This is a genomic window from Rahnella sp. BIGb0236, from assembly GCF_004364755.1.
Lineage (GTDB): Bacteria > Pseudomonadota > Gammaproteobacteria > Enterobacterales > Enterobacteriaceae > Rahnella > Rahnella victoriana.
The window spans coordinates 554,215-566,931 of record NZ_SOAO01000003.1; the positions used below are offsets into that span (position 1 = coordinate 554,215).

A 12,717-nucleotide genomic window follows, 5' to 3' on the forward strand; every position below is an offset into this window, starting at 1 on the left:
ATCAGGCAGTCAACTTTTATACTATCTGCTCGCCCGTTCAGGGCGGACAAAAAACAGGGTTAACCCCTGACATATAAAGGGATGTTATTTATGGATCTGAATTTAAAAGACCGGCGCCCGATTACCACGCGGGATAAGCGTTGGGCGAAAGACAGTGCGCGCTGGCTGAAAAATAAGGGTGTGACGCCCAACCAGATTTCGGTCGCCAGCATGGCCTTTGCGCTGGTGTCCGGGCTGAGTTTTCTGCTGGCATTTTATGTCGGGTCAGCCGTCGGGCGGGGAATTTTCCTGCTGCTGGCCGCGCTGATGATTCAGGGGCGGCTGATCTGCAATCTGCTCGACGGCATGGTGGCGGTCGAAGGCGGCATGGGCAGCCCGGCGGGGCCGGTGTATAACGAGTTGCCGGATCGCGTTTCCGATACGCTGATTTTACTCGGCGTCGGTTACAGCCTGACGGCCTGGCCGGAGGCGGCCATCCTCGGCTGGGCAGCGGCATTGCTGGCGCTGATGACGGCGTATCTGCGTCTGCTCGGCGGGACCTGCGGGCTGAAACAGCAATTTCTCGGGCCGATGGCGAAACAGCACCGTATGGCGATCTTGTGTGCCGGTGCGGTAGTGGCGATCTTCCTGCCCGTCCAGTGGGGGCAACTGCTGTTGCTGACCTGCCTGATCATAATCTGCCTCGGCGCGCTGGTAACCTGCTGGCGTCGTGGTGCAGGGATATTGCGTGACCTGCATACGCAGGCTGACAAACAAGGAAATGATGATGGATTATCAGACTAAATTACCGCTGGATGGCCGTCTGGTGGCGGGTTTTCTGGTGCGCTTATGCCGTTTGCTGACGGGCATCCGCGCCCGCTGGCTGGCACCCTTGCCGGGAAAACAGGCGCGGATTTACTACGCCAACCACTCCAGCCATCTTGACGGCATGGTGATCTGGGCCAGTCTTCCCGCGCGGTTACGCGGCAACGTCCGTCCGGTGGCGGCAGCCGATTACTGGCTTTCCTCAAAATTGCGCCGTTACATCGCCCGCCGGGTGTTTAACGCCGTGCTTATCAAACGTCGCCCTGCCGAAAAGCAGACCGAACAGCCGAATAACGCGCTGGAACTGATGAATGACCCGCTGCGCAAAGGCCAGTCGCTGATTATTTTCCCCGAGGGCACACGCGGCAACGGTGAAGAAATCTCTCCTTTCAAAAGCGGGATCTGGCATCTGGCGAAAATGAATCCGGATGTGGAACTGGTACCGGTGTATCTCGAAAACCTTAACCGTGTGTTGCCGAAAGGCTCACGGCTGGTGGTGCCGATCCTGTGTTCCGCCACCTTTGGTGAACCGGTAGAAGGGATCAGGGAAGGGGAAGACAAAACGGAATTCCTGCTTCGTGCAAGGACGGCTCTGGAGGCACTGGCATCATGAATTTTCAGGATAAATCATTAGTTTATTTACTGTGCGGATTGTTCGGTCTGTTACTGATCGCCAGCATTCTGGGGTATCTGATTGCGCTGGTAAAAGGCAATACGCCGGTCGTCGCTAACCTGAATGCCCGCATCCGCGCCTGGTGGATGATGTGTATTTTATCCGTGATGGCGATGTGGTTCGGGCCAGTCGGCTCGACGCTGCTGTTTGCGGTGATGTCGTTTCTGGCGCTGCGCGAATGCATCACGCTGACCCCGACGCGACGCGGCGACCACGAGGCGCTGTTCTGGTGTTTCTTCATCATGCTGCCGCTGCAATATCTGCTGGTGGGCGAACGCTGGTACGGCACTTTTGCCATTTTCATTCCGGTGTATGCGTTCCTGTTTATTCCCACCCGTATGGCGCTGGCTGGCGATACCGTGAATTTCCTCGAGCGCAGCGCGAAAATTCAGTGGAGCATGATGCTGGCGGTTTATTGCATCAGCCACGCACCGGCGCTGCTGATGCTGAATATTCCGGGCTATGAGAATCAGAACATCAAGCTGCTGCTGTTCCTGATGATTGTGGTGCAGATTTCGGACGTGTTGCAGTACGTGTTTGGCAAACTGTTCGGTAAACGCCCGATTGCGCCGCGTCTCAGCCCGAATAAAACCCTCGAAGGCTTTGTCGGCGGTATCCTCAGCGCCACGCTGGTGGGTACACTGCTGTGGTGGATCACGCCGTTCGCTCCGTGGCAGGCGGCGCTGATTTCCCTGATTATCACCCTGCTGGGATTCGCTGGCGGCCTGTGCATGTCGGCGATCAAACGCGACCGGGGTGTTAAAGATTTTGGCGCCATGATCGAAGGGCACGGCGGCATGATGGATCGCATCGATTCCCTGTGCTTCGCCGCCCCGGTGTTCTTCCACATTATCCGGTTCTACTTTACGTAGTTTCCCGCTTGCACCTCCCCTGCGAAGGGGAGGTGCAAGGAAATCAGGACTTCGCGGCCAGCACCACCAGTTTCTGGTTCACAAATTCTTTGATACCGAGATCAGAGAGTTCGCGGCCAAAACCGGAGCGTTTCACGCCGCCGAACGGCAGTTCTGCTGCGGTATCCGTCGGGGAATTGACGTATACCATGCCGGTCTCAATCTGGCTTGCCAGCTTACGGGCGCGGGTCAGATCGGTGGTGAACAGGGAACCGCCGAGGCCGTAATGGGAGTCATTGGCAAGTTTCACCAGCTCCTCATCATTTTTCACCACATACACCTGTGCAACCGGGCCAAAGAACTCCTCGAAATAGGCCGGGTTATCGCGGGTGATGTGCGTCAGGATCGTCGGCTCATAAAAGTTACCCGGATTGTTTTCGACTTTTTTACCGCCAAAGTGCAGTTTCGCCCCATGTTTCACGGCGTCATCGACCTGTTTGCTGAGGGTTTTCAGGGCTTCTTCTGACGACAGTGGCCCCAGCGTGGTGGACGAATCCAGCGGATCGCCAATCTTCAGCGCCTTAAAGTGTTCGGTGAATTTTTTAAGGAACTCATCGGCGATTTTTTCATGAACAATGAAACGCTTGGCGGCGGTACAGACCTGACCGGCGTTGGAAACACGCGCCTGCGCACCCGCTTTCGCAGCCTTGTCGATATCCGCATCATCAAGCACGGCAAACACATCGTTGCCGCCCAGTTCCAGCGTCGATTTTTTCAGCTTACTGGCAGCGCGTGAGGCCACTACGGCACCGGCTTTTTCCGAGCCGGTGAGCGCGACACCCTGAACGCGATCATCATCGATGATGGCACTGACCTGATCCTGAGAGATAAACAGATTGGTATACGCCCCTTTTGGCGCGCCCGCTTCGGTAACCAGTTTCTCAAATGTTTGGGCACAATGCGGCACGATGCTGGCATGTTTCACCACCACACTGTTACCGGACGCCAGATTCGGTGCCAGCACGCGCATCAGCTGATAGAACGGGAAGTTCCACGGCTCGACGGCCATGATGATCCCTATCGGATGATGCTCAACCCAGGCTTCGCCGAGATCGGATTTATAAGGCACAGGTTTGAGAAATTCTTCGGCGTTTTCCGCGTAGAATTTCGCAATATCTGCGCAAATTTGTACTTCGCCGCGGCTCTGACCGATGAGTTTCCCCATCTCAACACTGACCACTTCCGCCAGTTCATCGACGCGGGAAGCCATCAGTTCAGACAATTTATGCAGTACGTTAACGCGCTGCTTAATATCGCCCTGGCCCCAGTCAGATTTGTACAGGGCGTGGGCGGTGGAGAGCGCTTCTTCAACCTGCTGATCATTATGTGTTTGATATTCTTTGATGAGCTTATTGTTGAACGGATTGATTGTTTGATATGGCATATGTTGCTCCTTGTTTTGTGGCGCGCTGTGAATAAATGAACAACGCGTTGGAATTGAGGTGCGTGCGCCTGTCTGTGTTCTTTCTCAACAGAACATTAAGCATAGTCGATAAAATGTGAACTCTGTCCCACAGACACCTCATGCAACACAACCGTTTTAAGCACTCAGCCTGCTTTCTCCGCAGCCCCGCCATACGCGGGCTGTCGTCTGTCTCTCAGAAAAGTCGGCTTTACGTAACTTTGCGGCAGAGTGTTAATGATTTGTTTTCAGCAAGCGATTGATAAATTTACCGCTCACTTTTATGCTGGCTTTCCTTCCATTTTCCGACTTTGAGAAACTCATGAAACTTGAGGCGATTCCGTTTTGCACGACTGACTGGAGCGACGTCACACCGACGCAGCATCCGGGTGATGCCGGTATGGCGCTGTGGCGTACGCAAAAATTTGGCGATATCCGTGTGCGTATCGTCGAATACTCCGCAGGTTATGAAGCCGATCACTGGTGCAGTAAAGGGCACGTTTTGTTTTGCCTTGAGGGAGAGCTTCACACGCGTCTTGAAGACGGGCGTACTTTTACCCTGTCGCCGGGCATGAGTTATCAGGTGGCGGACAACGCCGAAGCGCATCGTTCATCCACACCGGTTGGCGCGAAACTGTTTGTTGTTGATTAGTCGTGGTGGTTTAGCAGGATTGTTTACAGAAAATTGGCCGTCCGCTGAGGCGGGCGACAAGGAGCAGCAGGTGAGTAAATTACGGGTTGGTATTATTTTTGGCGGTAAATCGGCAGAGCATGAAGTGTCACTGCAGTCGGCAAAAAACATTGTGGATGCGATTGATAAACAGCGTTTTGAGGTGACTTTGCTGGGCATTGATAAAAAAGGTGAGTGGCACATTAACGATGCCAGTAATTATCTGATCAACGCTGAAAATCCGTCGCTGATTGCCCTGAACCGCTCGAATAATCAGGTCGCGCTGATCCCCGGTCAGACTGAAAATCAGCTAATCGAAACCCACAGTGCCAGCGCGCTGTCGCAGGTGGACGTGATCTTCCCGATCGTGCACGGCACGCTGGGCGAAGATGGTTCATTGCAGGGGTTGCTGCGCATGGCCAACATCGCCTTTGTTGGCTCCGGCGTGCTGGGGTCGGCAGTCAGCATGGATAAAGATGTCACCAAACGTTTGCTGCGTGATGCCGGTTTATCCGTGGCGCCCTTTGTCTGTCTGACCCGCGCCAACCGTCAAAAAAATACCTTTGCCGATGTGTCGAAAAAACTCGGGGTACCGCTGTTTATCAAACCGGCTAATCAGGGTTCTTCCGTGGGCGTCAGTAAAGTCAGCGATGAAGCGGGCTTTGTACGCGCCCTGGATCAGGCGTTCAGTTTCGATCATAAAGTGCTGGTGGAATCGGCAATCAAAGGGCGTGAAATTGAATGTGCGGTGCTGGGTAATGATTTCCCGCAGGCCAGCGTCTGCGGCGAGGTGATCCTGCACGACGATTTTTATTCCTACGACACCAAATACATCAATGAATCCGGTGCATCGATTGCCGTTCCGGCGGATCTACCGCAGGAAACGCACGACCGTATCCGTGCTATCGCTTTACAGGCATTTCAGGTGCTGGAATGTCGCGGCATGGCGCGCGTTGATGTGTTCCTGACGGAGCAGGGAGAAGTGATCATCAATGAGATCAACACGCTGCCGGGCTTCACCAATATCAGCATGTATCCGAAACTCTGGGCCGCCAGCGGTGTAGGTTACAGCGAACTGATCACGCGCCTGATCGAACTCGCACTGGAGCAACATCAGCAGGACAACCAGCTGAAAAGTTCGGCTCACTGATTTTTTTGGTGTAAATCCCGGACACGAAAAAGGCGGCAAACGCCGCCTCTTCTGCTTACTGCTCTTTACTGCTTACATCAGCTTATTTATACAGCTCTGCAGTACCGTACAGGTGGTTTTCACCGGATGCACCGATGATGCGGTATGAACTTGCACCGGCGTCATTGGCTTTGGCATTCAGTTTATTCTGCAGGCTGGACAGGTCATTGCTGGATGTCGCACTGACCACACCGATTGCTTGCTGACCAGCAGGCGCAGACTGAACTTCTGTTGCCGCCAGGGTAGAGAATGAAGCGGTTGCCAGCGCAATGGCGGCGAGAGTCATAGTAATGTTTTTCATGATGGTTTCCTCAATTCGATTTTTTAAGCTTTGCCAGGCGTTGTCATCAACGTTCATTTAATGGGCAAAGCTGTCTTCTGTCCGATACAACATTCAGTTTTTTAATCGTCAACTCAATGTCGTTTTACCCTTAAAACTCAGTGCTTATTTATACAGCTCAGCTGTGCCGTACAGGTGATTTTCACCGGATGCACCGATGATGCGGTATGAACTTGCACCGGCGTCATTGGCTTTGGCATTCAGTTTATTCTGCAGGCTGGACAGGTCATTGCTTGATGTTGCACTGACCACACCGATAGCTTGCTGACCGGCAGGGGCAGACTGAACTTCTGTTGCCGCCAGCGTCGAGAATGATGCGGTAGCAAGGGCAATTGCAGCTAATGTCATTTTTACGTTTTTCATGATGGTCTTCCTTATATCTCTTTATCAGCAGGTGATTTTTCAGTCCGACGTTATTTATTAACGTTCGATAAGTAAATGTTAGACCTTGATCACAAACTGCGCAACTGATTTATTTATTAATCGTTAACTAATTGTGCGGAACAATCTTCTAGCGGACCCCAGCGGGCTTATTTATAAAGCTCTGCGGTACCGTACAAGTGGTTTTCACCAGAAGCACCGATGATGCGGTAAGACGTTGCACCGGCTTCTGTCGCTTTAGCATTCAGTTTTGACTGCAGGGTGCTCAGGTTGCCGTTTGAAGAAGCACTGATGGTCCCGATGGTTTGTTCACCTGCCGGAGCGGACTGAACTTCAGTAGCTGCCAGGGCAGAGAAAGAAGCGGTAGCCAGTGTCAGAGCTGCGAGTGTCATTGCGATGTTTTTCATGATGTCTTGTCCTGTTCATTAATCTGTTGTTCGGGGATTCTTCTTTCGAACCCTCAGTGTCGGGTCAACGTTATTTATTAGTTAACGTTCGATAAGTAAATGGTAAGGGGTGTTGAGAGTTTGTGCAAGATGTTTTTTTAATGAGCGTTAACTTATTTTGCTGTGACACGCATCACATCAAAACGGCATCTTGTTTTGGTTTTGTTAAATTTATGTTTTTAAAATGATTCACCAAACTCACAGGGATAGGGCTTATCTAAAAATGAGCTGAATGAATCTTTAATGATCGCTAAGTTAATGGTTGGTTCTGACCGGAGAGGGTGATAAAACAGGGGTCGGCGACGAAAAAGATAAGGCGACACAGGCCGCCTTATCGTTATTCCTGCCCTGACAATCTGTCGTCAGGTGCCACTCTTCTTTAGTAATAGATAGAAGGGGGCTGATGACCAGAGGTCGAAGGTGCAGGTGGCTGAGTCGGAGAAGTTGGAATTCGGCCCTGTTCGACTTTTTTGTTCGCGCAGGTAGCCGGGTTACAAAAGTTACTGTCACCGGTCACATTGACCATGGCGACTTCCTGACTCTGTAAAGGCATCATGATAACCTGCTGTGCGGCAACGTTGGCAACCGGTACAGCGGTCAATGCCAGAACTGCAAGAAGGATTTTGAAGTTACTCATGATGTTACGTCCTGGGTTTATTGCTTATAAAAAGCGTCTTTAGCTGTGCTGCTTTGCGGGTGTGAGTGATTTTCTTATCGCTCGATAATTAAATGATAAACTCCGCTGGACTTGTGCGCAACTATTTTTAATAATGATCGTTAACTTATTTCAACGATAAGTTTTTATAACCATAATCACAATGGTGATGGAAGGAGGGTGTATGAGCACTGAACAGACGGCTTTGGTCCGGAAAAGTCGCGGTCGCCCAAAACAGTTCGACCGTGGAACTGCTCTGAGCAAGGCCCTGAATTTATTCTGGCGCCATGGTTATGAGGCCACGTCATTAGCTGATTTGGTCGAAGCAACCGGTGCGAAAGCGCCTACTCTGTATGCCGAATTTGGCAACAAAGAAGGGCTTTTCCGCGCAGCCGTTGAACATTATCTGAAAAACTTTTACGAAAAGAGCTCATGTTTACTGAGCAGAACAGATTTGTCCGTCGAGGATACGGTCGGGCGCTATCTACGTGCCATCGTTGAGCTGTTTACCGACTGCGACACGCCAAGTGGCTGCTTTATGATCAGCGCATCATCCGGGATGTCTTCATCGTCTGCGGATATTGCCGAAATGCTGCGTGCACGCCACCTCTCGCAGGAACGCACTCTGTTTGAATATTTCGAGAAGAAAAAACAGAGCGGCGATCTGACCGCTGTGACCGACAGCGCCCTGCTGGCGAAATACCTCGCCTGCACCATTCAGGGCTTCTCGGTTCAGGCGCGTGATGGCGCAAGTTCGGATGAACTGAACCGGCTTATCGACGTGGTCATGAATATCTGGCCGCAACTGGCTAAAGCGACCGTTATCAGCACTGCTGCACATTAACGGATGCCGGATTTCAGACAATTGTTGAGAAAGAGAATAGAACGCCAGGTGCTGAGTATTTCGGGCCTGGCGTCAGGCGGTATAGACTTTGAGAAACCGCCGGGCGACCCGGGATTATTCGGTCCGGAAAGCGTCACCTGGCGGATCCACGGCGATTTCTCCTCCATGCTTTGCGGCGGCGTCAGTGCGTTGCTGTTGCAAATGCTGCACCCGCTGGCGCTGGCCGGTGTCTGGGATCACTCCTCGTTTCGTGAAGATATGCTCGGCCGTTTGCGCCGTACCAGCCAGTTTATTTCTGCCACCACCTTTGCCCCTGTCGGCGAGGCCAACCTGTTAATCGATAAGGTCAAATCCATTCATCTGCGGGTCACCAGAACCGATGCCTGTGGCACGCCGTATGCCGCCAGCGACCCGGATCTCCTTGTCTGGGTGCATGTGGCCGAAGCCTACAGTTTCCTGCAATCTCACCTGCGTTACCGCAATCCTTCGCTCAGCCTGGCGGATCAGAACCGTTATTATCAGGAATTTTCCCGCGTGGCGAAAAGCCTCGGCGCGGTGAATGTGCCGGAAAGTGTCTCGGCAGTAGAAACCTATTTGCAGGCGATGCGCCCGCAGTTGCGCTGCGACGAACGTACGCTGGAAGTGGTCAAACTCTTGCGAAATGCGCCCGCGCCAAGCCGTCTGGCGAAACCGGTTGGCAGCCTGATGATTCAGGCGGGGTTTGAATTATTGCCTGACTGGGCCGCCACGCAACTGGGGATTTCCCATTCCCCGTCTAAACGTAAAATTGTGCGTTTCGGTACCCGCCGCATTGCAGGCGTGCTGCGCTGGGCGGTAAGAAACGGCTCATGGCATCGCGCCATGCGGCGGATGGGGCGTCTTCGCTGATCGTTAACGATGCGGATATGCGCCCGGCCCGGTCGGCGCTCAACCGATTCTCCCAGTGTGCGACTTATCCGTAAGTCTTGCCGCTTAGGTAAAAAAGCGCGTGTTTTAAAGCCTTATCGGAGATTTTTGGGAATATTGCCCGTTATCGGGCTGGCATAACCGTTCTACACTGACCATCACAGGGAATAATAAGCTTCCTAATCTTGCTGAGGTCATATGCGCCAGTCCGACATTGTTGCTGAAGTCAGTAACGACAAACAAACCCTGACCGCGCTGGTCGAGCAGGATAACCGCGTGGTGTATTTCTACATTTTCGCCCGTGAAGATTTGCGCGACCGTTTTCCGAAAATGCGTGCCTGCTGGGTGCGTAATCTGGTGCCCGCGCCGGTGAAAGATGATACCGACGCGATGGAGCAGGGGATGGCTCCGATGCTGGCGGCGCAGTATTGCCGTAATCTGGAAGGCGAGGCGCCGCTGGATCCGGCACAAATCCAGATTTTATGGAACGAGAGCGATGACGGCGCGGCACTGTGGTATCAGGGATTGTTACTGGCGGTGATCCCCGGCTGGAGTTTGTATATCGACCATTCGGTGTGTTATTCCGCCGGATGCATTAAACAGAATCCGCTGACCTTCCCGCTGGGTTCTGCCTCGACGAACACGCAATGTGAGCTGGCGGAAAAGACCCGTTTGTTCTGGCGTGACTGGCAAAATGAGTTCAGTAATCCGTGGCCGAAAATTCAGCGCAAGCTGCTGGAATCCTACGAAGATCGTTTTGGTCCCTCGCTGAAATATTATCTGATCAATCAGGGCTGCTGGCCGCCGATGGCGATATCCCAGCATGAAGATGAAGAAAATTACTACTTCTTCACGGTCGGCATGAGCATCCGCCCGATGCCACAAATCGACATTGTTTTTAATGACGAAGCGGAAAAACACCGCCGCATCGAGCTGGCTTTTTCGGTCGGCAAGGAATACGTCACGGAAGAGAATGCGGTGCAGATGGCCAGCGCGTTATCCGGTTACGCACAAGTTCCCTGGACCACCCTCAGCTGGCTCGGCGAAGGCCACACGCTGATGTCACCGATGGCACCGCTTGGTTTTGAAGGCCACGTGATTTCCTCCGCACTCTGCGGCCCTGCCGACAAAATGCGTTTGCCGAAGATTTACGGGGATCCGGTGAATCAGTTCTGGGTCAGCCCGGTATTCACCAGCGAACTGGAATTTGCGCAGGCCAAACCGAACGGCGGATTTGAACTGGTCGCCGCGATGATCGAGAACGACATCGGGTATGTGTTTGCGCCGAGAAGCGCGGTGGTCTGAGGCTTTGAGGTTGCCGCTCAAATTTGGCTTTAAGGTCAAGACCGTGGGCTCGCCGCCCACACCCACAAAACCTTGGGTTGCCACCCAAACTGGCCTCAAGGGGCGCCTGTCGCCGCACCCCTTGAGAATCCCGGGCTCTTACACTGCGCGCTTCGCTCGCTGGCTATGTTTCAGGTATCTCAGTGACAGGCTGGAAATCTTGCCGCTTCGCGGTGCCTTCTCTCGGTCCTGAAGCCTGAGGTCTTCAGGCCGCTCCGTTCAGCAAGATTTCTGAATCGCCCGCACGATCTTAAATTCAACGGCAAACTGTTGTTCATCTTTTAAAAAGGTTGATTGGCGTGCTCAAAAATGGCACCGAATGAATGGTTCGAGACCCATGGCTCGAAGCCTGAAATGAGGGAATCGCGAAGCGATGACATTTTGCGCCACTCATCTTGGCAGCGGAACATGTCCGTCGTGCCCGCGATAGCGCGTAGTGAAAAAGCGAGGGGAAATCCAAAAGGGGAAAAGCACTTTCCCCTTTTGGGCGGTTTCGGCACGAAGGGCCATGTGATAACCATGAGTGAGAAACCGAAATCTCTCTATCCTATGTACAAGCTAATGCAAGAGTGCTTGCACGTTTAGCAGCGATTAAACCGCTGCCTCCGGTTTAATTTCCGGCTGAAAATCCTCAGCATCCACATCATATCCCGACGGTTCCCACCGTACCGCTGTCAGCACGATTAAGCCTGCCAGTGGCGCTAACGCGATCACCCAGAACACGCCGGTGCCGAGCGCCGCGGAAAGGACCGGGAACAGGAACAACGAGACCGTGGAACTGCCGCGCATCAGCGTCTGGTTGAAGCCGACACCCATGCCGCGCAGCGACGTCGGATAGCTCAGTGACGCAAATGTCATAGTGTGCGAACCCGGACCGAAGCCCTGACCGAACAGGAATAACGCCAGCATGGCGATGGAAATCGCCGCTTCTCCGCCGTCGGCCGGTCGGCCCACCAGCGCCAGGCCGATCATCGCGACCAGCTGGCAGGCGTAACCGGCGTAAGTCATTTTCCATGCGCCAAATTTCGAGACATAACGCACCGCAATCAGGCCGCCGACAAAGGCGAAGCACAGGTTCAGGCCGAGTGAGAACAGAATGGTGCTGATCATCGACTGTTGCAGGAAGCTGGATAAGATCACCGGCAGCCCGAACGCCACGGCGTTATAGGCAAAGGACGAGGCCACGGCAGTGACGGTCGCCAGCACGGTGCGGCGCAGATAAACGCCCTGCAACAGCGTGCCGTAGTTGCGCCATGCGGCTTTACGTACTTTCACCTGCGGTGTCTTATCGGCATCGTCTGCCACGACGGCATTGATGTTGTATGACTTGCGCAGGATCGCCGCCGCACTTTGCAGGTCGCCCTGATTGGCTGCCCAGACCGGCGATTCATTCATATAACGGTGGCGGATAGCGATAATCAGGATCGCCGGTACTGCGCCGAAACCGAGGATCAGACGCCATAACCAGTCGGTATGGGTAGCCGGCAGCACCGCGTAAAGCAGCAGAACCAGCAGATACGACACGCTGATCGCCGCGTACCACGTCGGACACCACATCGCCACGCGCGAGGCTTTATTGCCGCGTCCCTGAAGTTTTGAGAACTCCGCCAGAAACGCCATGGCGACCGGTAAATCGATACCGACCCCCAGACCCATCACAAAGCGTGAGCCGCCCAATACCCATTCGTTTGGCGCAAAGGCGCAGGCCAGCGCGGCAATCACGAAGAAGAACATATCAGCCATAAATACGCGGTAACGGCCGATTTTGTCGGTCAGATAGCCGCCGAACAGTGCGCCGACAATCGCCCCGAAGGTGATGGCCGATGCCACAAAGCCCGCGCCGGAAGGCGTCAGGCCGAACTGGCGGGTAATATCTTTCATCCCGAAAGCCAGCGCACCGAGGTCGTAGGCGTCGAGGAAAACGCCGCCCAGTGCGATAGCAATCACGATGCGCGCGTCGCTGATTTTGGCCGCGCCACGGTTCACTAACTGAGTAATATCGGCAGCGGAACGAATCACCACCGGCTGGTCAGACGCAGTGTCGGCTGCGCTGTAATCCCCTGAAGAGGCGGCCTGAGAGGCCGCAATTGAATCAGACATTGTTGTGTTTACGCTTTTTGACAAAAAAACCAGCATAGAGGCGACGTGATAC

The 12,717-nt window shown here is 53.6% G+C and carries 14 protein-coding genes; 8 read left to right on the forward strand and 6 right to left on the reverse strand.

Annotated elements, in window-relative coordinates:
* Positions 1-90 precede the first annotated feature (90 nt).
* From EDF78_RS09330 to EDF78_RS09340, 3 genes are read left to right on the forward strand one after another with little or no spacing between them, the layout of a single operon-like run.
* Positions 91-783, forward strand: a complete 693-nt coding sequence (locus EDF78_RS09330; protein ID WP_095922751.1) for a CDP-alcohol phosphatidyltransferase family protein — start codon at positions 91-93, stop codon at positions 781-783.
* Complete coding sequence (locus EDF78_RS09335) at positions 767-1,417, forward strand: lysophospholipid acyltransferase family protein (protein WP_095922750.1); 651 nt, start codon at positions 767-769, stop codon at positions 1,415-1,417. The genes EDF78_RS09330 and EDF78_RS09335 overlap by 17 nt, the downstream gene beginning before the upstream one ends.
* On the forward strand, positions 1,414-2,349 hold the full coding sequence (locus tag EDF78_RS09340) for a phosphatidate cytidylyltransferase (protein WP_095922749.1): 936 nt from the start codon (positions 1,414-1,416) through the stop codon (positions 2,347-2,349). The genes EDF78_RS09335 and EDF78_RS09340 overlap by 4 nt, the downstream gene beginning before the upstream one ends.
* A 43-nt stretch (positions 2,350-2,392) precedes the next feature.
* Here the strand turns inward: EDF78_RS09340 and EDF78_RS09345 are convergent, their stop codons facing one another.
* Positions 2,393-3,772 carry an NAD-dependent succinate-semialdehyde dehydrogenase gene (locus EDF78_RS09345; RefSeq protein WP_133822966.1) on the reverse strand — a complete coding sequence of 460 codons (1,380 nt, stop codon included), beginning with the start codon at positions 3,770-3,772 and terminating at the stop codon, positions 2,393-2,395.
* Between the two features lie 340 nt (positions 3,773-4,112).
* Here EDF78_RS09345 and EDF78_RS09350 point away from each other — a divergent pair, with 340 nt between their 5' ends.
* Positions 4,113-4,442, forward strand: coding sequence for a DHCW motif cupin fold protein (locus EDF78_RS09350; protein ID WP_095925176.1), 330 nt, complete (start codon positions 4,113-4,115; stop codon positions 4,440-4,442).
* Positions 4,443-4,512: 70 nt separating this feature from the next.
* Entirely contained in the window at positions 4,513-5,610 is a 1,098-nt protein-coding gene (ddlA, locus tag EDF78_RS09355; protein WP_095922747.1) for a D-alanine--D-alanine ligase, read from the forward strand.
* An 82-nt stretch (positions 5,611-5,692) separates the two neighbouring features.
* Here ddlA and EDF78_RS09360 read toward each other — a convergent pair whose 3' ends face one another.
* The 4 genes from EDF78_RS09360 to EDF78_RS09375 all read right to left on the reverse strand — a co-directional run bounded on the left by EDF78_RS09360 (position 5,693) and on the right by EDF78_RS09375 (position 7,453).
* On the reverse strand, positions 5,693-5,950 hold the full coding sequence (locus EDF78_RS09360) for a DUF1471 domain-containing protein (RefSeq protein ID WP_095925175.1): 258 nt from the start codon (positions 5,948-5,950) through the stop codon (positions 5,693-5,695).
* A gap of 144 nt (positions 5,951-6,094) precedes the next feature.
* Positions 6,095-6,352: a DUF1471 domain-containing protein gene (locus EDF78_RS09365; protein ID WP_095922746.1), complete on the reverse strand. Its 258-nt coding sequence runs from the start codon at positions 6,350-6,352 to the stop codon at positions 6,095-6,097.
* Between the two features lie 167 nt (positions 6,353-6,519).
* Positions 6,520-6,777, reverse strand: a complete 258-nt coding sequence (locus EDF78_RS09370; RefSeq protein ID WP_095922745.1) for a DUF1471 domain-containing protein — start codon at positions 6,775-6,777, stop codon at positions 6,520-6,522.
* A gap of 418 nt (positions 6,778-7,195) precedes the next feature.
* The gene (locus EDF78_RS09375) at positions 7,196-7,453 is read right to left on the reverse strand and encodes a hypothetical protein (RefSeq protein WP_095922744.1); all 258 of its coding nucleotides are present in this window, start codon (positions 7,451-7,453) and stop codon (positions 7,196-7,198) included.
* A gap of 202 nt (positions 7,454-7,655) precedes the next feature.
* On the opposite strand from EDF78_RS09375, the gene EDF78_RS09380 reads away from it, so the two are divergent.
* The 3 genes from EDF78_RS09380 (at position 7,656) to EDF78_RS09390 (ending at position 10,526) form a co-directional block, all read left to right on the forward strand.
* Positions 7,656-8,315 carry a TetR/AcrR family transcriptional regulator gene (locus tag EDF78_RS09380; protein ID WP_095922743.1) on the forward strand — a complete coding sequence of 220 codons (660 nt, stop codon included), beginning with the start codon at positions 7,656-7,658 and terminating at the stop codon, positions 8,313-8,315.
* Positions 8,316-8,318: 3 nt separating this feature from the next.
* On the forward strand, positions 8,319-9,203 hold the full coding sequence (locus tag EDF78_RS09385; RefSeq protein WP_133822967.1) for an oxygenase MpaB family protein: 885 nt from the start codon (positions 8,319-8,321) through the stop codon (positions 9,201-9,203).
* A 216-nt stretch (positions 9,204-9,419) separates the two neighbouring features.
* Positions 9,420-10,526: a suppressor of fused domain protein gene (locus EDF78_RS09390; RefSeq protein ID WP_133822968.1), complete on the forward strand. Its 1,107-nt coding sequence runs from the start codon at positions 9,420-9,422 to the stop codon at positions 10,524-10,526.
* Positions 10,527-11,156: 630 nt separating this feature from the next.
* On the opposite strand, the gene EDF78_RS09395 is transcribed toward EDF78_RS09390, so the two are convergent.
* Positions 11,157-12,665: an MFS transporter gene (locus EDF78_RS09395; protein WP_133822969.1), complete on the reverse strand. Its 1,509-nt coding sequence runs from the start codon at positions 12,663-12,665 to the stop codon at positions 11,157-11,159.
* Positions 12,666-12,717 lie beyond the last annotated feature (52 nt).